Below are 24,519 nucleotides of genomic sequence, written 5' to 3'. Positions count from 1 at the left end.
GGCCCTTTTCTTCTTTTTCAATTACAAAGAATGAGGTTGTTTAATTTCCTTTGCGTACTTAACAATTTGCTCTTCTGATTTAGGTTGATACATACGTAAGATTCCTGTCCATCCTGCTTCTACATCGATGTTATTTATTGCAGTATCGCCACAATTAAAGTTTACCGTGTACGAACCATCTTTATTGGCTTGTAATTCATCCTTACGACTTGATAACGCAAAGTTCTCAGTATGAACATAGGCATCAGAACCATAGGTTGTAATGGAGAAAAATCCTTTTTCTGTTAGCGGTGGGGTGTTGAAAGTCATCGTTTGGCAAACACCGCTTCGGTCATCAGCAAGTAATACTTTATAGAAAGCATGTTCGCTTGATAAACCACCAAAGCCCATTGATGTTAACCCACGAGCATGAAATAGCTCTACTTGACGATCTTTAAGATTTTGAACGGGTTTAATCGTCTTCTCTTCTGGTGCGCCCATTGCTTTGGTAAAATCGAGTTTTAGCACATCATCTTCAAGTGATAATCGTATGTTTTCTCTTGTTACTTGATCAAAGCCCTTTGGTATATAAAGATTATCTGAGTTCGCAGTGCCCTTGATCATATCTTGCTTTTTGTTGCCATCTTCTATTGCACTCGGTGTATTTGAGTCCACTTGAGTTCGAGCTACCGTCCAGACATGTTGGCCAGAGCTGAGCATATCAGGAGTGATAGTAATTTTGTTTTTACCTTCTTCAGCATAAAGAACGGCGATGCTACGATGGTTCTCATCAATGACTTGTAATGTTTGGTATGTATCAAGTATTGGAAGCTCAAAAGTTACGCCTCCAGAAGTATCCCAAATTGACTTAGAATATAGTGTATCTCTATTTTGACGAACAACGGTTTGTGTATCCATTGTTAGTAGAATGCGATCATGAGTGAAGTGATTAATACCTGACTTTTCTTGTTGCTCAAAGAAGTATTTATCAGACTCAGCAGCAATAAAATTATCTTTAGTAACTTGAATCGTTCCGCCATTTTTAATCTGTAGAGCCGTTGGTTTCCCTTTCTTTGGTAAGTTGTCACCAAGGTCATGAGCTGATACAAAACCTGAAAAAAGACCTGTTGCAAGAATCGCTGAAAGAATAATATTTCGCTTCATAATAAACCTCTAATACGTAAAAATAATTTTTGTGACGCCACTGTTTGTGCCGATAGAATAAGCATAGGTATAAATAGATCTCTTTATTGATAAAAGATAAGTTCATTTTTGAGGCAGGTACTGTTTCAGGGGAATAAGTCGAATAAAACTAGAGGTATGTTACGTTAGTTGGGCGTGTTGGAACCTATTTGGTGGTGCGGTTAATTAAACTATTCTTAAACATCGAGTGAGGTATTTACGCAATACACATAAAAGGGCGAATACCGCCCTTTTTATATGTCAGCTAAAACCGACCAACATAAGCTTTACCAATAAGGTCGTTATCTTTCTTTAGTAAATGGTTGTTAATATGCGCCAATGTGCTTGATTTAATCTCATTTAATGTCCCTTTCATCGATAATAAATTTGAGCCATGCGTGCTATCAATCAACAAACTGTCATTGTCTAAAGTTTCTAATAAGAGTTTCAACTCCTCAAGAACTTCATAAGGATCGAGCAGTTTGAAATCGCCCTTAGTGACTTGTCTAAATAGTGCCGTTCCTTCCATTGGCACTGTGGTTAATAAACCCAATAAATACGGGTTCATTTGGTTAATCAACTGAGCGGTCTCTAACGCATGACGTTTAGATAGTTCAGGACTACCACCAAGACCAATCATCACCATAGCAACCAGTTTAATGCCAGCACCTACAATATTTTGACCTGCTGCGAGCATTTCTGCCGAGTTAACCCCTTTACGAACCGCTTTTAAAACCTCATCAGAGCCGGACTCAACACCAAGGTAAGTCATGCTTAATCCTGCCGCTTTTAGTTGCTTAAACTCATCCAGTGTTTTATCAAGCGTGCTTTGTGGTCCTGCGTAAGTACTCACATGTGTCAACTTTGGAAAGGCCGTATAAAGCTCAGATAAAATCTCTAACAGCATCTCTGTTGGTAATGAAATCGCATCACCATCACTCAAGAATACTTTTTCGACTTTATTTCCGAATGCCTCTTTCGCCATACGGATATCTTCTTTTAAGTCCTCAATAGGACGAACTCTATAACGAACATCTTTGTACATTGAGCAATAGGTACATTTATTGTAAGAACAACCAATCGTACATTGCAAAATATAAGCGTCAGCCTCTGGCGGCGGACGATAAATATCACCTTCGTATCTCATGAGTTACCTTCGCAGTATTATGTTAGTTTTCAACGACAATTAGCCGCCAATATGACGGCTAATAATGGAGTGATTGAATGTTATTTAGACAGTTCAGCCGCAGTATCAACAAAAATACCTTGGATATCTTTTGCTTCACGCTCTGTTTGTCCGCCGTGTTTTAAAAATGCAGAGATAATAGCGGCTGTTTTTTGTTCTTTAGCACGCTCTAAAAAGTAACGTAATTCTAATTCTGCACCCGCGTCTTCATCTTTAATTGATGCCGCAATGATCTCTTTGTACATCACAATATCACGCACTTCTAATGTGCTAATCACACCTAAAGTCATGGCTAAAAAGTTATCCATTTCTGCTTTAGGTACAAATTGAGTAATGATATTTAAGTTCTCAGCTTGTTGTGCTGTGAAATCGTTACCTAATAGAAGAGCTTGTAATGCTTTGTTTTTGCCCATTCTTCTTGCGAACTGAACCGCACCTTGTCCACCAGTAGGAATATTTACGTGAACTTCTGGTTGAGCAAATGCCGCATTTTCAGTGCCATAAGCAAGGTCACACGCCATAACAAACTCGTTACCGCCCCCACGAGCCACACCATCAACTAAAGCAACAGAGACTTGTTTCATCGCCTTGATGTTCATGATCATGTGGTTGAACTCAATCGACGCTGCTTGGCCACCTTGCGTACCATTAATCACATTAAGATCAAGGTGCGCTAAAAAGAAGGTTTCATGCAGTGACTTAAACACAACCACTTTTGTATCTCGGTCATCTTTTAAAGAAAGAACATATTCATTAATTTCGTTGATAAGATTAATGGTTAATACATTCACTGGTGGGTTATTGATAGCTACTGTTGCGATGCCATTTTGGTTAGTGATTGATAATGTTTTCATAATGTACTTCCTCTAAATCGCCAATCGGCTAGTTAAATATAGTTACGTGAGAGGGCGTCCTCTGCGTCAGTGAGGTAACTATAAGCAATCAATTAGATGAGAAAAATACTAATAAAGGCACAATATTGATGCTAAAATTGCACCAATGATGTTTTTATTTATTCTCGTGAGGCTCAAATGGATTTTTCTAATCGCTTACTTTTATTGTTAGAAGTCACTGAACTTGGCTCTTTTACTAATGTTGCCGAGCAAAAGAATCTTGATCGCTCAGTCATTTCAAAGCAGATAAGTCGTTTAGAAGAAGAGTTAGGGGTTCGCTTACTTAACCGCACCACGCGCTCGTTATCATTAACCGCTGCGGGTAATGAGATGGTCAACCAAGCAAAGCTATTACGTGATTTACTTAATAACACTCATCGTTTAGCGCAAAACTACCATTCTGAGCCAAGAGGGATATTACGAATTACCAGTTCAATGATGTTTGGGCGACAGTACGTTCAAGATGCTATCTCGGTTTTTCAAAAGCAATATCCAGATGTGAAGTGCGAGCTGAGATTAGAAGATAGAGTGGTGGATATCGTGCAAGAAGGCTTTGATATTGGTTTTCGTATTGGTAGACCAAAGAACTCCAGTTTGATCTCACGTAAAATTGCTCGAAGTCGTTTGTTAATTGTTGCGTCGCCTGATTTCATTCAACAACACGGCAAAGTAGAGACGATCGAAAAGCTAGAATCTCTACCCGCGACGATTTATGCAGCTCCTGGTCTATTTATTGATAAGTTCACTTATCTTGATGAAAACAAGGTTGAGCAACAATTTCATTTGAATGTCGCGTATAAAGTGAATGACGTTGAAATGGTAGTAAAAAGTGCGGTAGCGGGTAATACGCTTGCAGTAGTCACTGCTCAAATGATTGAAAACGAAATTATTGAAGGAAAGCTTATCCCAATAATGACCCATTTGAATCTTGAAGATTTTGGAACGTTTTATGCCGTATACCCACACCGAGATGCCCCCATCAAAACCAAGTTATTTATCGATGTTTTAAAATCGATTATTGGAGAGGACTCACCAGTGTGGGAGAAAAATATACCAGATTTCTCCAAATTATACGGCGGTACGAAGTAGTTTGTCGGTTTAGCTTTGAGCTGTTTTTAAGCGTTAAGGTTTTTCGCCATCTTCTCTGCAATACGCTTAAATTCAGCGATCTCTTCATCAGAGAGATCCATCGACATCTTTTCAAACATACTTTTATCAATCCCCGAGATTTTTTTCATAATCTCTTTGCCACTTTCAGTGATACGGAGGCATTGGCTGCGCTTATCTTCAGGATTAGGCTCTTTAATGATGAGTTCTTGTGTTAATAAAGAGCTTAAAAGGCGTGTTACTTGAGCTTTATCTCTATGTAAATAATTAGCAATATCAACGGCTGTGCAATGTGGTTTGTGGTTAATGATCTTGATAACTCGTACATGCATAGGTGTGATCCCAAGCGCTAATTCTTCAATTTGGTCATGTAAATTACGCTTTAATGTATGCACGAGCGTGAACAAACTCTCTAACGATTTTCTTTCTGACATTAAACTCTCACCATGAAAAGTGGTTGACATTGTCAACTAAAAATATATAGTTGATATTATCAACTTAATTGAGCATTCTTTCAAGAGGAAGCTCAAATCAGTTTGTTGTTATTTACGACACAATTCAGATTATTAGAAGGTAGAACTATGATCCCTAAAATTAGAAAAGATAAGTGTTACCGAGTGACAATTGAAGAGATAACACCAGAGCAAGAAACGGCTCAAACATTGGCGTTTGAATTTCAAGATCGTGAAGATGTTTTTAATATCGTGAACAACTTAAAGCAAAAAAGTGGTTTGGAGCCAGAAGTGGCAACCAGAGTGGGTGTTGCATTGCGTTTATTGGGTCCTGTGATGATGGCAAACCGTAAACATGAATTGTTTGCTGATTTTATGCCGCACTTTAAAAGCTTTATGCAGAATTTGAAGAGTAAAGTGAAAGGCAAATTAAGAGAGTGATGTTTTGCTGTTCATTATTTATCTTTAGTAACAGATGCTTATAGTCGAAAGATTATGGGATATGAATTAAGTGACTAGATGAAAGCGACAGATGTAGTCAAGGCTCTTGATATGGCAATAGATAGTCGTCAGTATCAAAGAGATACTATCCACCATTCAGATCGGGGTTTACAATATTGTTCAAAGGTTTATCAAAAAAAACTAAACGAAAATGATATTAAGCCGTTAATGACTGATGGATATGATTGCTATCAAAATGCATTAGCTGAAAGAATTAATGGGATCCTTAAGCAAGAGTTCCTTCTATATGAATGCAAAGATTTAGACGAATTAAGATTCCTAGTTGAAGAATCTATTTTTATTTATAATGAAATGCGATTGCATTTAAGTTTGGGAATGAGTATACCAAATCAAGTACATAAAAAAGCCAAGAGCATGCGCACTTAGCTTTCAATTAAAAATCGTCAACGTATTTTAGGACGAGACATTTATATTTTAAAGAAGCGGATTTCTTCATTTAAATTATTAACTAGTAGCGTCATTTCATGGTTAGCATCGATGGTATTTTGTACACCAGACACATTGTTGCTTACCATTTTTTTGATTTCATCAATATTTTGCGTCACTCTCTGGTTTACCACAAACTGGGCTTCAGAAGACGTCGCCACAAATGAATTAATATCAGAAAGCAAAGAGACTTTTTCAGAAATATCGGTAAAGGCTTGTTCAATTTCACCCGAAATAACCGATAGCTTCTCGGTTAACTGCAAGTTGGTGCCCATTGCATTGGTTGCTTTGGTTACCCCCGCTTGAAGCGTAACAATGATACGTTGGATGTCAGCCGTTGAATCTTGAGTTTTCACGGCTAATGCACGTACTTCATCGGCCACTACTGAGAACCCACGACCTTGTTCACCCGCTCGTGCAGCTTCAATTGCCGCATTTAATGCCAGTAAATTTGTTTGATCTGAGATGTTACCGATCACATCGACAACCGAACTGATGTTATCAGAAAGTGTTTTTAACTCTTCAAAGATAGAGGCTGACTCTTGCACCGATCCAGTCACTTGATCCACAATCGTTGATGACTGTTGTAGCGTCGCTAAACTGGTTGCAGATAAGCTCAGTGTGGCACTGGTATTCTCTTCTGCCGATTGCGCATTGGTTGCAATCTCATTTGCTGTTGTCGCCATGTCATTAATTTCAATTGAGACTAAGTCAATGTTGCTCAGCTCTGATTCAGAACACTTAATGTTATTTGCCGTACTTAATGTAATGCTTTGTTGGTGTGCTGATAATTGAGACATAATGCTTGTTGCTGAGTTCATTACATTCCAAACGCGCTGTTGTAATTGGTGTAATGACGCTGAAATTAAATCAATTTCATTGCCCGTTTTTGGAATATTGATCGCTTGGAAGTTACCATCTGCCATCTGTTTAATGCTATTCACAACCGTATCAATTTGTGACAGTTCACGACGAACCACGATAAATTGAGCCGCTGTTAAAACTGTACCAATTGTGATTAATACAATAATTAATGCATTTCGGATCATGTTAGCATTATCAACCGTTTTGCCTTGGTTGGTAAAAATGTAACCGACTAATCCGTGATTAAGTGGTGTCTTAAATAAGCTATAGGTGCTGCCAGATGGTGATACCAGTAACGTTGGTTCCGTGCTGATGTTTTTGTACGTAGGTCGAACATCAAATAGGTTTTTACCTAACCAATTCTGTGAAGAGTCATCAATAGCTACCACATAACCATCTTGTGTGGTAATACCAAACTCAACGCCACTCTTTGGCATTAATACGTTTAGGTTAGCTACAATTGCTAATACACCAACGACGTTACCATCGAGTAAAATCGGTGCACTAACGGTGAAATCATATTCACCCGTATTGGATTTATAAGGTTGAGCGATATGTGCGCTCTTTTTGTCATCAATGATAGTCGTAAACCATTCTCTTTGACTTGTGCGAGCGTTGAATCCTTTGTTCCATCCATTACTTGATGCAGCAAATGCACGACCATCAAGAGTTGTGATGATGATGTCTTTATAAGCAGAATTGGTGGCAACAATATTTTTTAAATCTTGTAGAATACGTCCCTCATCAAACCCTTTGTTTGGGTCTGTGTATACAGAGTAAGATAATGATTTTAAACCATTAATTAGTCCTTCTGTGACGGCATTATAGCTAGATGTTATTACATTGAGTGCCAATACATTGGCGTGGTCCATATTGTTCTTTTTAAAGTCATTCAAAAATGGTTTAGAAAGAACTAAAGTTAAAGCAAGCAAAATGCTAATAATAACAAAGAATAGAGCAACAATTTTTTTTATCATGATTTATGTTTATTCCAAATTAAATATAACTACTTAAAAACTGTACTGGTTAGTTCGATTTTGAGCGCGCGGAGCATACCTGTTTTTTATGAACAAATAAACTAAATTGATGTAGAATTGAATAATTATATATTTGAGACCAAAATCACATAATGAAAACGACAAAAAAAGACATTATTCTGTTGGCAGCAAAAGAGGCATTTAGAGAGTATGGGGTTGATAACACCAGTATGGATAAGCTTTCAGCCCTTGCGAATGTCTCAAAGAGTACGGTATATCAGTACTTTTCATCTAAAGAAGCTTTGGTTATTGAGTTATTAGGTGATCTATGGCAAAAAGCGATGGATCATGCTGAAGAGCAAATATTAAATATCAGTGATATTCGACTGCAATTAGAGCATTTGTTACTCAGTGAAATTAATTTATTCACAAGTGAAGAGTATTTGAGTTTATCGAAAGTGACGATCGGTTATTTCTTGTACAGAGATTGTGCGGTAGATAAAAAAGAATGCATCCAAAGAATGGTTAAAAAAGAAACAAAGATATTGGAGTGGCTGCAAAGAATGGTAGATAGCAAGCAATTACTTATATCTGATATATCTTATGCTGAAGCTCAATTACAAAGCTTAATTTCTCATCCAGCTTATTGGTGTCAAGCGGTAGGGATAGCGCCTTTATTAACTGAGGATGAAAAGCAACAATTAGTTCAACGTACGGCAGATTTTTTCTTAAGTTATTATCAAAAACCTAATTTTTAGTAAATGGTTTAGGCTTTAGGTATCTAAGTCTGTTGATAGACATGCCTTAGATACCTGAAAATAGTTTAGATTGTTTAATACATTCTTATCGGACCTTTGCTAAAGGTATAAATAAGGTAGAACTATGATCCCTAAAATTAGAAAAGATAAGTGTTACCGAGTGACGATTGAAGAGATAACACCAGAGCAAGAAACAGCTCAAACATTGGCGTTTGAATTTCAAGATCGTGAAGATGTTTTTAATATCGTGAACAAATTAAAGCAAAAAAGTGGTTTAGAACCAGAAACAGCAACAAAGGTAGGCGTAGCATTGCGCTTACTCGGCCCTGTTATGATGGCAAACCGTAAACATGAATTGTTTGCTGATTTTATGCCGCACTTTAAAACCTTTATGCAGAACTTGAAGAGTAAAGTGAAAGGCAAATAAGAGAATATTAAAAATTCGAAGTTGAGTGATAGGTATCCATATTAGCTACGCGATATAGCATAACTAATATGGTTCAGTCGTTAGAGGTGTGTTGGTCTCTACCGTCTCTGCTTACGCTCTCCGCTTTTTAAAAGCATACCAACCGGCGCTTAGTAAGGTTTTAAGTACCACACTAAATGCACTCAATTGAGGATCAGCGTCCTTTCCATCTGCAATACGCCACATTTGATGCTCATACCAAACAAGCCCTACCATCGCCATTTTATCTAATGCAGGTTTGCCTGTTGTTGGTTCTGCTAACAGCATTCCATAGTCTGAATTTTGCATTAATTTATTTGGGAAATCAGGGTCAACAGCCATGGTTCGTGCAATACCGATAAAGTCAGTCGCAGAGGTATTTAAGGCTTCATTCATTGCAGGAGCAGAGCGAAAACCACCAGTCACAACCAAAGGTGTATTAACTAGCGTTCTTACTTTTTCCATGTAATCCATAAAGTAAGCTTCACGTTTAACGGTACTTTCTTTTACTGGTTTATTTTTATCTTTGGATCCCATCATTGATGGACTCTCGTAAGTGCCACCAGATATCTCAATTAAGTCGATGCCGTTATTACTTAAAGTTTGCACAACCTGCATTGATTCTTCTTCAGTGAAACCGCCTTTCATAAAATCGGCACTATTAAGCTTAATGCCTACCGGGAATTCAGCTCCAACTTCTTTACGAATAGCATTATATACTTCGAGTACGAAACGCAGTCGGTTTTCTAATGAGCCACCCCATTTGTCGTTTCGTTGATTGTGCCTTGAGGATAAAAATTGACTAACAAGATAACCATGAGCACCATGAATTTGTACCCCAGTAAAGCCTGCTTGCTTTGCTAGTTTGGCACTGGTAGCGAATTTAGTAATGATCTCATGGATTTCACTCTCAGTGAGTTCTCGTGGGGTATTAAAACTTTTTTCTAGTCCACGCTCTAACGGTATTGCTGAAGGGGCTACTGGATCTGCGCATAGAAATTTTGGAATTTGCTTACCTGGATGGTTAAGTTGCATCCATATGTGTGAGTTATTTAGCGTGCCTGCCTTTGCCCATTCACTAAATAATCTAAGGTCACTTTTCTCATCTAAAACCACATTCTTAGGCTCGCCAAGGGCGGTTCTATCCACCATGACATTACCTGTCATCGATAAACCAATACCGCCTTTAGCCCAACGTTGGTATAAGGTTACCAAACCAGAAGTCGGGTTATGCTGCTTATCGCCAAGCTGTTCACTCATTGCTGATTTGAACAGACGGTTTTTAATAACTTGACCATGAGTAAGAGTAAATGGTTGATTGAGATCTATCGAATTCATACGTGCCTTATGGTTATATTATTATGTCGTGAGTCAGTATGACCTATTTATTGATGTGAATGTAAGTAATATTCAAGCGTTATGAGTAAATACTAACTAGATAATGATGCGAGCTCTAATTCCTGCTACCCATGTACTGTCTTCATTTGAAAATGCAGGATCTTTAATATATTGAAGATTAGGAGTGAGTTCGACAAATTCTCCTAATGCCATTTTGTAATATAACTCACTGGTTAACTGAGAGTCACTTGAGTCAGCTACCGAGTTAATTCTTTTTATTACATTAGAGAAGTCATCGTTTACTTCACTCCAGTTAAACGCAAACCCTAAATTACTCTTTGCGTTTCCTAAGCCAAAGTATCCAATACCTGCTGTAATTGATTTATTGTAGAGTGCAACATCCCCTTCTGAGAACCCGCCTCGTAAAAACGGCATAAGTTGTGGTGTTGCCATAAAGCTAGCTGAAAAGTTAACCCCTTGCCCGCTCCCTCCATTGACAAGACTATGCTGAGTTCCTGAGTCTAAGTGCCAAAAAGTTAGGTGAATATTATCGGTGTAAATTTGCTCTTTAGATGCAGTCCAACCAAGCTCAAATGTTGTAAACAGTCGGTGATCATTAAATAAAGTGTCGAAACCTTCTAATGGTTCGTCTGATTTACCTTTACCATCAGCAATACCTGTAATGGTGTAAAGATTATCAGTAATCATATGCCCTATAGCGAGGCCAAGAATACCATCATCTGGTAAACCAATCGCACCAGACCCAGTACTAAAAGCAAGGTTAGTAAATCCATTCCATGGGCTTGCTAGCGCATAGACATCGACATAGTCGGTGGTATCTAAATAACCGACCATAAATGAAGTATTACCGTTATTGAGTTTTTGTTTCCAGTATAAGTTGGTTAATCGAGTACCTTGATCACTGTAAGCTGGACCAATCATTCCGCCATACCCGATGCCGTTACCTGCGCCTGTAAAATTACCTTGGAAGGCAAACTCTTTCGGTGTCATGTCTGAATATCCATGGCGGTGTTCTATTTTCCATACAACGCCTCCGGTATTACCTGTTTCTAATCCAACTAAATTCCATGAACCATAAAAGCGTGCAACACCAGAAGAGGCTTTATCTTCACCGCCAGACACGGGATCAGAAGCACTTAAGCCAAGTACTTGATAATCTAGACCAAAAGTGAGGTTGTGCTGCTCTGCTAAGTTTTCTCGCCAGCTTTTCTTTTGTCGAGTATTCTCAGCAAGCGTGTTATCGACAGTATCTGGGCTGCCAAAGTTCGCACTTGCGAGTAGAGGTGTTGATAATGTAAATACGATACTTGCTCCCAATATACTGATAGGCAGTAGAGAACATTTACGATTAATTTGAGGAGGAAGATACGATGTTGATGAAGCAGTATTTTTATTCATGGGCTTTCCTATAAGTGACATAAAAAGAAATTATGACGAAGTTTTGATTATTAAATTGTCATTTTACGCCATTTTAAATAACTCTATTTAAGATTGAACTCATCAAGTTAGAGTGTTTTATAAAGAGAAGGGTATAAGAAAAATACCGCCTATCTGCGTATTAACACAGTACTAGGCGGCCTTGAAGTTGTTTTAGAGCTGCATTACCACGTTTGTTCCCAAACTCGCATTAAGTTTCCAGAATACATTTTCAGAATGTCATCATTTGAATATCCACGCTTCCAAAGCTCGTCAGTCAGCGCAGGTAAAAACTTCGCAAGTTCGGCTCCGCTGTCTGCACCGCGATCAAATGCATCAATCATATAGCCAAAGTCGTTGTAACTTTGAGGACTGTTTTTAGCGAATGTTTTAACTAAGGCTGTACTGAACATATCATCAGTAGCAATCCCAACATGATCTATGCCAACTAGCTTGATGTAGTATTCAAGCATATCAGCGCCTTGTTCTGGGGTGATATCGTCAGGGAAGATGCCATCTAACATCCACTCAGTAAATGTTGGGCTGACAACACCACCCATCTTCGCAACGCGGATAGCTTGTTCATCCGTAATTAAACGATAACAAGGAGCTAGTGCATCTTTCTTTATTTTTTCTTTCGGACTGCATTCATATAGCCCAGCAGGACCAGAATGAGAGAATACAGCAGGAACACCAGGATGTTTCTCTTCCATGTAACTCATGATGTCCATTGTTGTTTGATATGAAGTATGACTCATGTCGACCAAAATACCGTTCTTCACCATTTCATCAATGAGTGAACGTCCCCAATCAGATAAGCCGATATCATCATAATGAAGCGCTTCAATAACACCTAGACCTGTTCGGTAACGACCGTTATAAACGAGCTGCATGGTATTTACCCCCATGGCTTTAACCGTTGCTACTTTATTAAGGTCACCATTTAAAATCGTTGGTGTTTGCGAGTTCCAAATGAAGACATATTTACCGTTTTCTTTTGCTTGCTTAATATCTTCTACGGTGTACCCAACGGTCATTGTGTCAGGGTGTTTATTGATCACACTTTGCCACTTATTACGTTCAGCTTCGAACTGTTCAAATGTGTAATACGTTGCCGCTAATGTGGCACTTACCCCGGAGATCCCCGTATCAATAGCTCGTTGAATGTAGTCTTCCATTTGTTTATCTTCTGTCCAACCAGCACCGTATGGTGAGGCAAACATATCCATGACTAACGCGTCTTTTACAAATGCCTGTGCTTTTTTCGAAGCATCCCAGTTTTTACTTTCTTGACTGGCGTAAGCACTGCTTGAGGCTAATGCGATAGAGATTAATGACACTGATAATTTTTTAAGCATATCCTTTACCTTTAATTATAGAGCTCTACTGAAGTTGCTAACATTGTGTAAGCCGTATCGACTTCTGCGATACCATCTGATAATTGAACGTCTGATTTACTGTTGCCTGCGCTTAATTCTCCTTCGATCCACACTGGCGTATACAGACTAATTAATTCGATACCTTCTTTTGGAGTGACTAATACGATTTGATTGGCTGGTGGTGGTGGGGTGTGAATACAGGCCCCAGCTGTTGGTACAAGTAAAAATTGTGTTACTAACATACCGTCCATTTCTAATGGCACGATGTAGCCAGGCAAGCGTCCTGTCTTACCTATTAAGCTTTTATTGATTGAGTTTTGGGCAGAGTTTCGTTGCTTGGCGATTTCAAGCCGTTGTTCTATTAGTTTTAGAATATCGATATTGGAATCACTAAAGCGTTGAATTGCAATCTCATAGTTGGCTTTTAGTTCGAGGTTATTTTTATCCTCTATATAATTCATAATGTTATACAAATCGTACTTTTGCATAGAAGAAAAACGTATAAATGGGTCAATGAAAGATTTAGATTCTTCTGAAACTAAATCACGCCAACTCCATTGTTCAGAAGCATAGCTATTCGAGCTCAAAAATAAACAACAGACTAAAAATAGAAAACGAGAAAGTGAAATCATAAAGCGTTCCTTCGCTATGTTTTGATTCAAGAATACAGATTTAGAGATTATAACGATGTGCAATTTGCACCATTCAGTTTAATATAATGGATGATAAATGTTTCTGCATTGTTAATAAAAATAAATCTAACATATAAATAATCAATATGTTATCTAATGGTATCATTTTACGACACCATTAATATCAACAGTTTAGGTATAAGAATTTATCTATATGAGACATACAATTCCTTTAGTCAAATCCAACCATTTGCATCCTTTTATAGCGGTTTTTTCTACCATCGGTGTGTCAATAGAACGTTCTCTTGAATATGTAGGGCTTAACCCCGACAAAGTAATTGAGGGCGAGGTTTTTATTCCAGAATATGCCGCATGGCACTTACTTGACTACGTTAGTCACTCACAAGGTATTGATAATTTAGGCAGTTATATTTCAGAACAATATGCATTTGACCGTTATGGGGCATTTGGTGAACATCTTTTAAATGCGCCTAGCTTGTATACTGCGTTACAGCGTCTTATTCATGATTTGCGAGATCATGCTAATTATCAAAGCTACTGGCTGCAAGAGAGAGGGGAATATGTAGAACTGTGTAGAATAGGGACTCCGGGAATTAATGTCGGTAAACACCAGGTAGAGCAACACATTATGGTTCTTTTTATTGAATTAGTGAGATCATATTTGGGAGAGGCTTGGTCTCCAAAGTATCTAAATATTCAATCTAGCTCTGCGCGTGGAGTTAAGCTTTCTTCAACACTGAGAGATCTAAACATTATTTATGAGCAAGCTTATGGTGTGCTTCCAATACATAAGTCACAATTGCTGAATCACAAAATGTTTGAAAAACCTGTGATGCCGATGAGTCTTTTACAAAATAGTCAGTCTCTTGTTATTGACCAGCAACTATGGGACTTGATCAGCCAGAATACTTTTCATGGGAATGCCAATTTACAATCTGTGACCCGAGCTATTGGTGTTAATGAGCGGCATCTGCAACGAGAACTTGCAAATTTGAACACTTCATTTAGAGATATCTCTAATCTTGCTATTCGTCATAAGGCGATAATGTTACTTAATGAGGGCGATCGACCTATTCAATCGATTGCTCAAGAATTGGGTTACAGCAATCCCAAAAATTTCTCACGTGCGTTCAAAGTGCTAACAGGACTAAGCCCGAGTGAGTACCGAATTTATAATCGAGGTTCATTATGAGTAAAACTATCCCACTTATTCATAAAGCCGCCGCAATAATACAATTAGACATTCTTAAACAATATGTGGAAGATGTTTGGCCAATAGTCAATGAGGCTCAATTGCCTATTTACCTGGAGTCTACTTCTGCGCAATATATCCCTTTTCGAGTGTTGTCGAGACTGTTACAAGCTACATTTGAGCAGCTTCCAGCACAAGAATTTACGACTTTTATACAGCAGGGAGCTGAGAGGTATTCGATGGTCATTGATACCATTAAACCTTCTACGAAAACAAAGCGGCCTTTACTTGATGTATTAGGTGAGGCGCTTCCTATACAACGAGCCGAGTTCTTATATAGCTCTTTTAGTAAGCAAAACTCCCAGCTTTGTATTGAATTAAAAGTAGAGGATATGGACCCTTTTGGTTTCGTCTGTGAGCTTTATGCTATTTGTGTTGCTCATCACTATTTAACTCGGGAGCGCTCTGATATTAAAGAACCGTCAAAATATCATTTGGTATCACAAGAAAAATCGGGCTTAGATAAGCTCCAAATTTCAACTGACACTCCTCAATTTATGGGACAAGTAAGTACCGCTCTTTTTTATCGATCTTCTACTGAGACATCAACGAGCACGCAGCAATTAACTTGGAAAAAAAACAGTCAACCTTTTGTGAAGCAATTATCAAATGCGCTCGAAGGTTATATTGGGCGACAAGATTTAAGCTTAGAGGCATTTAGTGGCATTATTGGTATGTCTGTGCGTACGATTCAGCGTTACTTAACACATGATGGCTCTAGTTATAGAGAAATAAAAGAGTCGTTAAATATGACATTTGCTAAGCGAGTTATGATTGAAAGAGATGCATCGATCTCTGATATATCTGAGCATTTGGGTTATACGAATCCTTCACAATTTATTCGTGCTTTTAAGAGAGTTGAAAACATAACTCCACTTCAATGGCGTAAACAAACCAAGACAGCAAGGAAACCTTAACTGTCTTGGGTATATAAAAATGCCAACGTGAATGTTGGCAAATGTTTTAAGCTTTAGGAGTCCAAGTTTGTTGATAGACTCGAAGTAAATTGCCTGCGAATAGTTTCGCCAAATCTTCATTTGAATAACCCATCTTCCATAATTCATCCACAACGCCTACAATATGTTTAGATAATTCAGCACATCCTGTTGCCCCTTTGCTAAAGGCATCAACCATGTATCCGTTATCCGCATATTTATTGGCATTAGTCACCGCAAATGGAATGACTTTAGCTGTTGTCATCATATCGTCAGTGGCAATGCCGACATGATCAATCCCTGCAACTTTTACAGCACCATCAATCATCTCAGCGAATTGTTTTGGAGTGATATCTTCAGGCCAAACACCATCCATCATCCACTCAGTAGCTGTCACTGCTATTACGCCGCCCATTTTAGCTACAGTTTTAGCTTGTTCATCAGAAATCAATCGGTAACATGCAGCTAAACGATAATCTGGATGGCCTTTTTGTAGGTTTATCTCAGCCATTCGTTGCTTTGTTTGACTGAGAGTTTCATGTGGCTGACAACCATAAGTTGAAGCAATAGGGGAGTGTGAATAGATAACTGGCACCCCTTTATGATGCTTTTGCATATAATCTGTAATGCCTTCGGTCGTGTAATGAGAAGTATGAGATAAATCGACGGTAATGCCATGTTTAACCATTTCATCAATGACTTCTTTACCAAAATCAGTTAAACCAGATTTATCACCATTTATCATAGAGATAACGCCTGATCCTGTTAGTTCGGTTTCATTATAGGTCAGCTGCATTGTTTTAATTCCATATTCTGCCATTACAGCGACGTTTGAAGCATCTCCTTCTAAAGGCATTGTTGTTTGGCTCGCCCACATAATGGCGTATTCACCATTATCATGAGCCAACTGGAAATCTTCTACGCTATTGACATAACGAATGGGTGTTTTTGCTGAAGATGATGCTTTTTTCCATTTTGCATGCTCGGACTTAAATGCAAGCATATTGGGAGTATGAGGAGCTGCAATGGTCACTGAAGCACCTGTCACACCACGTTCATGGGCTAAATCAATATACTGTGCAACCTCTGAATCTGCAGTAAAACCTACCGCACTAGGAGAGGCATAGAAGTCTAATACGAGGTTATTTTTTACAAATTCTTTGGCTTCAGGCGAGGCGAATTCATACCAATCCTTAGTTTCAATTGATGCCGTAGCTGTTGTTGAAAGTGATGCGATTATAGTTGCTAAGATTACTTTTTTCATTGTATTACCCCATACATTATTAAGTGGTGTTTAGGCCGCTGTTGATGTAGGAAATAATAAGGTAATCAGAACACTAAAATGTGCATATTACGCCAAGTGAAGCTTATTTGAGCCTTCGTGATAACTTAATATAAAGCAGTAGAGCTAGAATAATGGCAGCACCACCGAGCATTTTTTGCGTTTCTAATACTTCATTAAGTAAGGTAACACTGATCAGTAATGTCCAGATAGGTTCTAAGATCATAATCAGTGAGGCGGTTTCTATCTCTACCGAAAATTGCCCAAGGGTTTGAGCGAGATAACGAATGGCCGTTGCCACAATGGTTGAGATTAAAAACCAAAAAATAGCATGCTCTGTGAGTTCAAATGGCGCATGTGAATTGAATGATGCATATAAACAGCCGCTAATTCCCACAACAAACATTTGAACACAAATGGATAATAACGGTGTGATAGAACCAATAACGCGCTTATTTAATACAAAGTGTAATGACAACAAAAGGGAAGAGAGCATAAACCCAAGTTGGCTTGGTTCCATTTTCCAACCATTTCCTAGGGTTAATAACATCATACCAAAAATAGAAATAGGCAAGGCTAACCAAAAGGCTTTATTGGTTTTTTGACGAAATAAAACCCAAGCAATCAGAGGGGCAATTAGCATGGCTAAACTCATAATAAATGCGCCTTCTGCTAATGACGAAGTGATAGCTACAGCATACACCCAGACTTGCAGAGCAAGCGATAGCACTAAACCAACGCCAGTAAGCGCAAAGCCTTGTTTGATGGTTAAGTTGCGAAGTTGTTTATAACAAAAAGGAAGAAGCACCAAACTTGCGAGCAGAAATCGTGTGCCAATAAAAATATCACCGGGAATCGTCATGACGACCATTTTTGATGCACCCCAACCAATAGCGGCAAGAATGGTAGCGATAACCAGATAAAGGACTCCACGCATAGACGTATACTCTGAATATAAAAAGAAGAAAGGCAATATTACGTGATATAAAAAATAACCCCACTTAAATAAGCAGGGTTATATCATTTATTTTTGGTGTTTCAATATTAAGGCAATTACGCTTGATACTCAGGGTAGTCAGTTAAGCCTTGCTCTGCACCGCCAAATAAGGTATCTGGGTCATGTTGAGCTAGAGGATAACCGTGTTTAATTCGAGTTGGTAAATCAGGATTAGAAATAAATGGACGACCAAAGCTAACCATATTTGCTAAACCGCTTGTTAATGCGTTTTCTGCTTTTTCTGTATTGTAACGACCCGCGTAGATAATCGTCCCTTTGAATGCATCACGAATGGCTTCTTTAAATTCTGCTGGTGTATCAGGTGCATCGTCCCAATCAACTTCAGCAATGTGCATATAAACGACATTGAGTTTATTCAATAGTACAGCGGCAGCGGTATAGGTTTCTGTTGGAGTGTTATCAACCGTGCCATTTAATGAGGTAAACGGAGCAAGACGAACACCAACGCGATCATGACCAATAGCGTCAGTCATTGCCTCAACCACTTCACCTAAAAAGCGCAGACGATTCTCGATAGATCCACCGTACTCATCGGTACGATTATTGGCTTCTGAATCAATAAATTGGTTAATTAAATAGCCATTTGCAGCATGAAGTTCTACGCCATCAAAACCGGCTTCTACTGCATTTAATGCAGCTTGGCGATACTCTGCAATGACATCTGCAATGTCTTGTTTTGTCATTTCACGAGGTTCAACAACATCAACAAAGCCCGGTGCATCGCTGCCATTATCAATAAATACTTTTACGTTTTCTGCTTTTAATGCAGAAGATGAAATAGGTTGCTTTCCACCAATATTATCTGGGTGAGTAACACGACCAACGTGCCAAAGCTGGGCAAAAATAGCGCCGTCTTTTGCGTGCACGGCATCAGTCACCTTTTTCCAACCAGCAATTTGCTCTTGAGAGTAAATACCCGGAGTCCATGCATAACCTTGACCCATTTCAGAGATCTGAGTTCCCTCTGCAATGATAAGCCCCGCACTTGCTCGTTGAGCGTAGTATTGTGCCATCATATCGTTTGCTAGGTTACCTGGTTGGGTAGCACGAGAGCGAGTCATTGGGGGCATAACAATACGGTTTTTAAGCGTAAGGTTACCCAGTTGCATTGGTTGAAATAGTGCATTTGTCATGGTAAATCCTCTTTTTGCTTATGCTAAGGTTATTGATTGTCTACTTGGATTAACTCAATTTGGTAGCCATCAGGGTCAGTAATGAAAGCAATATGGGTCGTGCCTCCTTTTACTGGTCCTGCTTCTCTTGTTACCTTGCCGCCTAAGCGTTTAATTGTATCGCAAGCAACGTAAATATCTTCTACACCTAGAGCCAAGTGACCAAACGCATTACCCATATCATATTCGTTGGTATCCCAGTTATAAGTTAGCTCGATAGTAGTATCGCCTTGCTCATAACCAACAAAAACCAAAGTATAGCGATAATCCGTATTATCAGTGCGTTCAAGCTCTTTCATGCCCAACACTTTAGTATAAAACTCAATAGATTTATCTAAATCGGTAACGCGGATCATAGTGTGTAGAAACTTCATTGCTTCCCCTTACCTAACTAACGGTTGTTATTTTGTATGGGAGTAAGATATACAAAAAAGAGAGTTGCATGAAATTATGATTATTTATTGTTTTAATAACAAAGTGTAATGATAGAAAAAGTGACAACAATAAACCATTAGGTTGGTTGTCATCTTAGGGTTATGGTTGTAATGACTGATTTACTCTTACTAAACTCATTAGAACTATTAATAAAACGCTTAATTAACTAAGGTAGAACAGCGAGAACCAAGTAAGTTCGTAAGATTGGTATGCATTGGTTTATTAATATAGTTACTCTCAACGGCGACATTCTCAAGCCAGTAGATATCTGCTAATAGGTGAAGATCTTCAAGTAATGCTTGACAATTATCTTCACAAATTTCTGAAATATCGTTAGGGAAATCATCACTTAAATCAACCAGTATCACGCGTTGATGCTTCTTTAGTTTTACTTTTACAATATCTTCTAACTCCATCGAACACTTAGCTCGATGAAAGATAAAAATAATGCTTTCTCCTTCCCCAATGTCATAAATTTTATAACGTCTATCATTGAGATAGATAATATTAAATTTCACGTTTTTGACTCCTTCTCTGAATTATGTGACCTCATTCAGTTTGCTTTATTCATTCTTTGGACTCAAAGAATTACAGAAATTCAAATATGAATAACGCAAGTCATATATGAATTTCTGTAAACCATGTCCAAGAGGGAGTTGTCTACTTATGATCGTTGCATTCATAGTTTCCTAGGAAGGGGTACTTAATACTGCAATGGATTTAGGTTCTAGCGTGAGCCTAAATAGCATCAATCATAGTTATCAAACCGATGAAAAAAATATTTGCTTATCTCATGTTAATTCTATTTTTTATTAGTGCCATACCGAGTTTTTTTGGTGAAAAACCGGCACTGGTTCTTAATTATTCAGAAGACACTATTTTAATAGAGCCCTTATTACATATATTAGAAGAAAATCAATTGACTCCCCTGAGTGTGGAGAACCAACAGCATGAAACGACATTAATTTTTAATAGCAAAAGTGAACAACGAGAAGCTGAGAAAGTGTTATCAGTGGCGTTTCCTTCTGCTCATTCTCACTTTTCGTTCGTGAGTGCTGCACCTCAATTGTTTAGTCAGCTTGGACTAACACCGATTAATCTTGGGCTAGATCTTCGTGGTGGTGTTCAGTTCATGCTGCAAGTTGAAGTCGATGATAGTGTTAAAGGTTTAATTGAGGCGACGTCGATTAATGTTCGACAGCAAGTACGTACTGAAGGACTGCGTAGTCGAGTTACAGGCAGTGATCAGAGTGGTTTTTCACTGCTTATTACTCAATCAGAAAGAAATGAAACAGACAGTATTAATCGGTTAATGGAGCAATTACGTCCTCAATTTTCAGAATGGAGTATTAGTGAAAATGGAAATACATTGCACTTTATACTTGATGAAAAAGTTCAAGAAGAGCAAGCCAGTTTAGCAATGCAACAAACATTAAACATTATGCGTCAACGTATTGAAAGTTTAGGTATTACCGAAGCCGTTACTCAACGCCAAGGACGTGATCGTATATTGATAGAGCTTCCCGGAGTTCAAGATCCACAAGTTGCTAAACGTGTTATTGGTGCGACAGCGACGATCTCTTTTCATACGGTTGTTGATTCAAACCAAGCTGCACAAATACATAATACTCGTGATGGAGAGCCTGTTCGCTTATCAAGGCAACCCGTTTTAACTGGTGAATACATTACTGGTGCATCGGCATCTATGGGAGAGTTTGGCCAACCCGAAGTTAATCTAGTATTGAGTGGGGTAGGCGGTAACAAAATGTCTGATTTCTCCCGAAGCAATATTGGTAAACCAATGGCAACACTTTATAGCGAATATCATCAAGACCACAATAACCAACTTGTCCAACGTCATGAAGTGATTAATATGGCGACGATTCAAAGCCAATTAGGAAGCCGTTTTAGAATTACAGGCATTGGGCAATTATCTGATGCGCAAGATTTGGCACTTATTCTGCGCTCTGGTTCATTAACGGTACCAGTCACTATTATTGATGAGCAAGTGATAGGCCCAAGTTTAGGGGAAGAAAATATCCAGAAAGGATTATTGGCTGTAGTTGTTGGCTTGGCTTTAACATTTGTGTCGATGCTTGTGTTGTACCGAAAATTTGGTGTTATTGCATGTACGGCACTTATCGCCAATATGGTTATGATAATTGGTCTGTTATCTCTGATCCCAGGAGCAACGCTGACTTTACCAGGGATCGCAGGTCTTGTTCTTACTATGGGAATGGCAGTGGATACTAATGTATTGGTGTTTGAACGAATAAAAGAAGAAATGAGAGCAGGAAGACCACTCGCAAGTGCAATTCCACGAGGCTATAAAGAGGCGAGAAGTACCATTATTGATGCAAATCTAACTTCTCTTATCACCGCAATAATCTTGTTTGCTATTGGTTACGGCGCAGTGAAAGGGTTTGCTATTACATTAGGTATTGGGCTGATAACCAGTATGTTTACTGGTCTCTTATTAAGCCAAATGTGGATGACAAAATTGTGGGGAAATAGTAATGACAAAGCTTAATCAACTAACAGAAAATATTCGTTGGTCTACAGTAAGATGGAATGGTTTATTAGTATCGTTAGGATTAATGTTGGTTGCTATCACATTAATTGCGACAAAAGGGTTTACGTTAGGACTTGAGTTTACTGGTGGTATTGCTCATGTGGTACATCTTGATATTCCTGTAGGATTAGAGGAGATGGAAGCCGCTTTGGGTTCAGTGTTTGATGAGTTACCTAATTTGGTGCCAGATGTTACATATCAGACTTGGCAGTTGCAATTTCCTATTGGAGGAACTGGCGAGCTAGAGTTATTGCAATGGCTGAGTATTGTTAGTGCAGATCTTGATCAGCCATTGAACTTGATATCAAGTTCGGTCGTTGGTGCCCAAGTTGGTGAGCAATTATTTGAACAAGGTGGTTTAGCTTTAATTGTTGCATCCATTGCCATTATGATTTACCTAACTATAAGATTTGAATGGCGTTTATCATTAGGTGCTATTGTGGCACTGTTACATGATGTATTGATCGTTTTAGCGCTGTTTGTGGTCTTTTCGATTGAATTTAATTTAACTGCACTGGCCGCATTACTTGCCGTTGTTGGTTATTCATTGAATGACTCTATTGTTATTGGTGATCGGATCCGTGAATTTTTAGCCCGTAAACCAAACCAGAGTACTGCTCTATCGACCGATCAAGCAATACGCGCCTCATTATTTAGAACTTTAGTGACATCGGGTACCACTTTGGTGACCGTGAGTAGTATAGGTTTAATTGCTGGCGGAACACTAAGTGGTTTTGCATTTGCCTTGTTTGCTGGGATTATTGTAGGTACGTGGTCTTCATTGGTCATTGGCACGGCAATACCGGAACGCATTGGATTATCACCTGAGCACTATAAACCTAAATCTCCATTACTGGATGAGGCAGGTAATCCGATCCATGCGTAAATATAATAATTAAATTTATTATCAGTTACGATATATATAACGGCTCCAGAATTGGGGCCGTTTTTATATATAAATAAGTATTAAATTAATACTTGTCGTTATTTAAAATGACCTATATATAATGTTTGTAATATTTAAAAATAGTTAGCTCTATTTTGAATTTCTGTAATTCATCGATTAAAAAAAATGGATAGTTATAATTAACTCGAATTTAAACATTAAGGAATTAAAAATGAAAAAGATTATTTTAACTATTGCCGCTGTTTCTCCATTAGCTATGTCTTCTGCTGTAATCGCAAACCAAGATGTGGACTTTTCAAATCCTATCTCTACTTATTCGTATGCCAATTTTGGTTATGATAGTGATGGGTTTGGTGCAGCAGTTGCATTGAGTCAAGATCTTGATAATGGGTCTACCATGCTAGAGTATGTGGGGTCGGATGATTTTAATCGACATAATATTATTGCAACATTAGCGAATAGTAAGAGTGATGCGGCACTTCAATTAGATTATCTGTGGGATACAGACTTTAAAGATGAAAGTAAAAATTCTCATACTGTATTTTTTAATGCGATTAAAACTAAATCGATTAATTCCAATTTAAGTCTTTCTCCATCAATGGGGTTAGGTTTGAATACCAATGATTTATCGACAAATACAAGCTATTTAGCAAATGCAGCACTTACAATGACTTACTCATTTACTGATGCAGTTTGGCTTGATGTAACGCCAGAGTACACTTACAGTTTTAACGATCAAAAACAAAAGGTAGGGGGCAAAGAGAGCTACCGAGACTTGTCTATTGAAACAAACATAGGCGTCAAGGTTACACAAAACCAATTTCTTGAAGCAACTTATCGTTATGATGAAAACAATGATCACCACACAGGGATTAGTTACAACCTAAGATTCTAATCAATTGTCATTATTGGTGTTAAGTAATCGTATAAGGTAAAGGTTTACGATTACTTAACTCATACTAAATTTGCATTAATAAGGATTTAATAAAATGAAAAGAATAGGGAAACCATTTATTCTTTATGGAAGGTTACCATTTAAATATATATTTTTTATATTGTCTGTTTATGTTTTTTTTATGTGTGGTTTATTATTATGGTTGAGTTAGATGGGTGTTCTTTGTTTATGAAAATATCGCATGGAGATAAAATCGATGCGATATTTTAATTTATAGATTATTTTATTTTTTATGATATTCGTAGCACCAATAATGATAGGAAAAATAAATAACCAACAACAATCATAATAATTGGAAAATATTTCATTATACACCTCCATCAATGTTAGATATCTATTTATCACACAAAATAGCTTAACAAAGTATGAATTAGAGAAATTCATTATTGAGTA

Annotated in this window: 23 protein-coding genes and 1 pseudogene; 10 read left to right on the top strand and 14 right to left on the bottom strand. The window is 38.1% G+C overall.

Annotation, left to right across the window (positions count from 1 at the left end; translation table 11 throughout):
* Nucleotides 1-21: 21 nt before the first annotated feature.
* From GNP81_RS03245 to GNP81_RS03235, 3 genes are all read right to left on the bottom strand, one after another.
* Nucleotides 22-1,143 (bottom strand): DUF1254 domain-containing protein, encoded by a 1,122-nt coding sequence (locus GNP81_RS03245; protein WP_155674184.1) that lies wholly within the window; start codon nt 1,141-1,143, stop codon nt 22-24.
* Between the two features lie 283 nt (nt 1,144-1,426).
* A complete protein-coding gene (locus tag GNP81_RS03240) occupies nt 1,427-2,308 on the bottom strand; it encodes a radical SAM protein (protein WP_155674183.1) in 882 nt (293 codons plus the stop codon).
* An 80-nt stretch (nt 2,309-2,388) separates the two neighbouring features.
* Nucleotides 2,389-3,201 carry an enoyl-CoA hydratase/isomerase family protein gene (locus GNP81_RS03235; protein ID WP_045103431.1) on the bottom strand — a complete coding sequence of 271 codons (813 nt, stop codon included), beginning with the start codon at nt 3,199-3,201 and terminating at the stop codon, nt 2,389-2,391.
* Nucleotides 3,202-3,378: 177 nt separating this feature from the next.
* On the opposite strand from GNP81_RS03235, the gene GNP81_RS03230 reads away from it, so the two are divergent.
* Complete coding sequence (locus GNP81_RS03230) at nt 3,379-4,329, top strand: LysR family transcriptional regulator (RefSeq protein ID WP_155652889.1); 951 nt, start codon at nt 3,379-3,381, stop codon at nt 4,327-4,329.
* Between the two features lie 26 nt (nt 4,330-4,355).
* Here the strand turns inward: GNP81_RS03230 and GNP81_RS03225 are convergent, their stop codons facing one another.
* Nucleotides 4,356-4,781: a MarR family winged helix-turn-helix transcriptional regulator gene (locus GNP81_RS03225; RefSeq protein WP_186809414.1), complete on the bottom strand. Its 426-nt coding sequence runs from the start codon at nt 4,779-4,781 to the stop codon at nt 4,356-4,358.
* Between the two features lie 147 nt (nt 4,782-4,928).
* Between GNP81_RS03225 and GNP81_RS03220 the strand changes: the two genes are divergently transcribed.
* Complete coding sequence (locus GNP81_RS03220) at nt 4,929-5,240, top strand: DUF3861 domain-containing protein (RefSeq protein ID WP_155674182.1); 312 nt, start codon at nt 4,929-4,931, stop codon at nt 5,238-5,240.
* A 9-nt stretch (nt 5,241-5,249) separates the two neighbouring features.
* A pseudogene (locus GNP81_RS03215) lies at nt 5,250-5,687 on the top strand (DDE-type integrase/transposase/recombinase); the annotation flags it as partial.
* A gap of 41 nt (nt 5,688-5,728) precedes the next feature.
* On the opposite strand, the gene GNP81_RS03210 reads toward GNP81_RS03215, so the two are convergent.
* Complete coding sequence (locus tag GNP81_RS03210) at nt 5,729-7,588, bottom strand: methyl-accepting chemotaxis protein (RefSeq protein ID WP_155674181.1); 1,860 nt, start codon at nt 7,586-7,588, stop codon at nt 5,729-5,731.
* Between the two features lie 152 nt (nt 7,589-7,740).
* On the opposite strand from GNP81_RS03210, the gene GNP81_RS03205 reads away from it, so the two are divergent.
* The gene (locus GNP81_RS03205) at nt 7,741-8,346 is read left to right on the top strand and encodes a TetR/AcrR family transcriptional regulator (RefSeq protein WP_155674180.1); all 606 of its coding nucleotides are present in this window, start codon (nt 7,741-7,743) and stop codon (nt 8,344-8,346) included.
* A 124-nt stretch (nt 8,347-8,470) separates the two neighbouring features.
* Nucleotides 8,471-8,773 (top strand): DUF3861 domain-containing protein, encoded by a 303-nt coding sequence (locus GNP81_RS03200; RefSeq protein WP_012534959.1) that lies wholly within the window; start codon nt 8,471-8,473, stop codon nt 8,771-8,773.
* Between the two features lie 111 nt (nt 8,774-8,884).
* Here the strand turns inward: GNP81_RS03200 and GNP81_RS03195 are convergent, their stop codons facing one another.
* From GNP81_RS03195 to GNP81_RS03180, 4 genes are all read right to left on the bottom strand, one after another.
* Nucleotides 8,885-10,129, bottom strand: a complete 1,245-nt coding sequence (locus tag GNP81_RS03195; RefSeq protein ID WP_155659669.1) for an NADH:flavin oxidoreductase/NADH oxidase family protein — start codon at nt 10,127-10,129, stop codon at nt 8,885-8,887.
* Between the two features lie 96 nt (nt 10,130-10,225).
* On the bottom strand, nt 10,226-11,548 hold the full coding sequence (locus GNP81_RS03190; protein ID WP_155674179.1) for a carbohydrate porin: 1,323 nt from the start codon (nt 11,546-11,548) through the stop codon (nt 10,226-10,228).
* Nucleotides 11,549-11,751: 203 nt separating this feature from the next.
* On the bottom strand, nt 11,752-12,924 hold the full coding sequence (locus tag GNP81_RS03185; RefSeq protein WP_155659671.1) for a dipeptidase: 1,173 nt from the start codon (nt 12,922-12,924) through the stop codon (nt 11,752-11,754).
* Nucleotides 12,925-12,935: 11 nt separating this feature from the next.
* Nucleotides 12,936-13,577, bottom strand: coding sequence for a DUF3299 domain-containing protein (locus tag GNP81_RS03180; protein WP_155659672.1), 642 nt, complete (start codon nt 13,575-13,577; stop codon nt 12,936-12,938).
* Between the two features lie 214 nt (nt 13,578-13,791).
* Between GNP81_RS03180 and GNP81_RS03175 the strand changes: the two genes are divergently transcribed.
* The gene (locus GNP81_RS03175) at nt 13,792-14,790 is read left to right on the top strand and encodes an AraC family transcriptional regulator (protein ID WP_155659673.1); all 999 of its coding nucleotides are present in this window, start codon (nt 13,792-13,794) and stop codon (nt 14,788-14,790) included.
* Nucleotides 14,787-15,767, top strand: a complete 981-nt coding sequence (locus GNP81_RS03170) for a helix-turn-helix domain-containing protein (RefSeq protein WP_155659674.1) — start codon at nt 14,787-14,789, stop codon at nt 15,765-15,767. Before GNP81_RS03175 ends, GNP81_RS03170 begins: the two co-directional genes overlap by 4 nt.
* Before the next feature lie 46 nt (nt 15,768-15,813).
* Here the strand turns inward: GNP81_RS03170 and GNP81_RS03165 are convergent, their stop codons facing one another.
* The 5 genes from GNP81_RS03165 to GNP81_RS03145 form a co-directional block, all read right to left on the bottom strand.
* On the bottom strand, nt 15,814-17,049 hold the full coding sequence (locus tag GNP81_RS03165) for a dipeptidase (RefSeq protein ID WP_155659675.1): 1,236 nt from the start codon (nt 17,047-17,049) through the stop codon (nt 15,814-15,816).
* A gap of 103 nt (nt 17,050-17,152) precedes the next feature.
* A complete protein-coding gene (locus GNP81_RS03160) occupies nt 17,153-18,004 on the bottom strand; it encodes a DMT family transporter (protein WP_155674178.1) in 852 nt (283 codons plus the stop codon).
* A gap of 116 nt (nt 18,005-18,120) precedes the next feature.
* On the bottom strand, nt 18,121-19,218 hold the full coding sequence (locus GNP81_RS03155) for an alkene reductase (protein ID WP_155674177.1): 1,098 nt from the start codon (nt 19,216-19,218) through the stop codon (nt 18,121-18,123).
* Between the two features lie 29 nt (nt 19,219-19,247).
* Complete coding sequence (gloA, locus tag GNP81_RS03150) at nt 19,248-19,631, bottom strand: lactoylglutathione lyase (protein WP_155674176.1); 384 nt, start codon at nt 19,629-19,631, stop codon at nt 19,248-19,250.
* A gap of 219 nt (nt 19,632-19,850) precedes the next feature.
* Entirely contained in the window at nt 19,851-20,210 is a 360-nt protein-coding gene (locus GNP81_RS03145) for a hypothetical protein (RefSeq protein WP_155659679.1), read from the bottom strand.
* A gap of 251 nt (nt 20,211-20,461) precedes the next feature.
* Between GNP81_RS03145 and secD the strand changes: the two genes are divergently transcribed.
* From secD to GNP81_RS03130, 3 genes are all read left to right on the top strand, one after another.
* Complete coding sequence (secD, locus tag GNP81_RS03140) at nt 20,462-22,222, top strand: protein translocase subunit SecD (protein WP_155659680.1); 1,761 nt, start codon at nt 20,462-20,464, stop codon at nt 22,220-22,222.
* Nucleotides 22,209-23,150 (top strand): protein translocase subunit SecF, encoded by a 942-nt coding sequence (gene secF / locus GNP81_RS03135; RefSeq protein WP_155674175.1) that lies wholly within the window; start codon nt 22,209-22,211, stop codon nt 23,148-23,150. Before secD ends, secF begins: the two co-directional genes overlap by 14 nt.
* Nucleotides 23,151-23,382: 232 nt before the next feature.
* Nucleotides 23,383-24,066, top strand: coding sequence for a hypothetical protein (locus GNP81_RS03130; protein ID WP_155674174.1), 684 nt, complete (start codon nt 23,383-23,385; stop codon nt 24,064-24,066).
* Nucleotides 24,067-24,519: the final 453 nt, after the last annotated feature.

Origin of the sequence: Aliivibrio fischeri (assembly GCF_009727955.1) — a bacterium.
GTDB classification, from domain to species: Bacteria; Pseudomonadota; Gammaproteobacteria; order Enterobacterales; family Vibrionaceae; genus Aliivibrio; species Aliivibrio fischeri_A.
This window is presented reverse-complemented; position numbering and strand designations above follow the sequence as displayed.

Bases quoted from the DNA above. Each gene is read 5' to 3' on its own strand.
- GNP81_RS03205 (WP_155674180.1), top strand. From the start codon at position 7,741: ATGAAAACGACAAAAAAAGACATTATTCTGTTGGCAGCAAAAGAGGCA.
- GNP81_RS03185 (WP_155659671.1), bottom strand. From the start codon at position 12,924: ATGCTTAAAAAATTATCAGTGTCATTAATCTCTATCGCATTAGCCTCA.
- GNP81_RS03235 (WP_045103431.1), bottom strand. From the start codon at position 3,201: ATGAAAACATTATCAATCACTAACCAAAATGGCATCGCAACAGTAGCT.
- GNP81_RS03220 (WP_155674182.1), top strand. From the start codon at position 4,929: ATGATCCCTAAAATTAGAAAAGATAAGTGTTACCGAGTGACAATTGAA.
- GNP81_RS03230 (WP_155652889.1), top strand. From the start codon at position 3,379: ATGGATTTTTCTAATCGCTTACTTTTATTGTTAGAAGTCACTGAACTT.
- GNP81_RS03240 (WP_155674183.1), bottom strand. From the start codon at position 2,308: ATGAGATACGAAGGTGATATTTATCGTCCGCCGCCAGAGGCTGACGCT.
- GNP81_RS03175 (WP_155659673.1), top strand. From the start codon at position 13,792: ATGAGACATACAATTCCTTTAGTCAAATCCAACCATTTGCATCCTTTT.
- secD (WP_155659680.1), top strand. From the start codon at position 20,462: ATGAAAAAAATATTTGCTTATCTCATGTTAATTCTATTTTTTATTAGT.
- GNP81_RS03190 (WP_155674179.1), bottom strand. From the start codon at position 11,548: ATGAATAAAAATACTGCTTCATCAACATCGTATCTTCCTCCTCAAATT.
- GNP81_RS03195 (WP_155659669.1), bottom strand. From the start codon at position 10,129: ATGAATTCGATAGATCTCAATCAACCATTTACTCTTACTCATGGTCAA.
- GNP81_RS03170 (WP_155659674.1), top strand. From the start codon at position 14,787: ATGAGTAAAACTATCCCACTTATTCATAAAGCCGCCGCAATAATACAA.
- secF (WP_155674175.1), top strand. From the start codon at position 22,209: ATGACAAAGCTTAATCAACTAACAGAAAATATTCGTTGGTCTACAGTA.
- GNP81_RS03210 (WP_155674181.1), bottom strand. From the start codon at position 7,588: ATGATAAAAAAAATTGTTGCTCTATTCTTTGTTATTATTAGCATTTTG.
- GNP81_RS03160 (WP_155674178.1), bottom strand. From the start codon at position 18,004: ATGCGTGGAGTCCTTTATCTGGTTATCGCTACCATTCTTGCCGCTATT.
- GNP81_RS03200 (WP_012534959.1), top strand. From the start codon at position 8,471: ATGATCCCTAAAATTAGAAAAGATAAGTGTTACCGAGTGACGATTGAA.
- GNP81_RS03225 (WP_186809414.1), bottom strand. From the start codon at position 4,781: ATGTCAGAAAGAAAATCGTTAGAGAGTTTGTTCACGCTCGTGCATACA.
- GNP81_RS03180 (WP_155659672.1), bottom strand. From the start codon at position 13,577: ATGATTTCACTTTCTCGTTTTCTATTTTTAGTCTGTTGTTTATTTTTG.
- GNP81_RS03165 (WP_155659675.1), bottom strand. From the start codon at position 17,049: ATGAAAAAAGTAATCTTAGCAACTATAATCGCATCACTTTCAACAACA.
- GNP81_RS03130 (WP_155674174.1), top strand. From the start codon at position 23,383: ATGAAAAAGATTATTTTAACTATTGCCGCTGTTTCTCCATTAGCTATG.
- GNP81_RS03245 (WP_155674184.1), bottom strand. From the start codon at position 1,143: ATGAAGCGAAATATTATTCTTTCAGCGATTCTTGCAACAGGTCTTTTT.
- GNP81_RS03155 (WP_155674177.1), bottom strand. From the start codon at position 19,218: ATGACAAATGCACTATTTCAACCAATGCAACTGGGTAACCTTACGCTT.
- gloA (WP_155674176.1), bottom strand. From the start codon at position 19,631: ATGAAGTTTCTACACACTATGATCCGCGTTACCGATTTAGATAAATCT.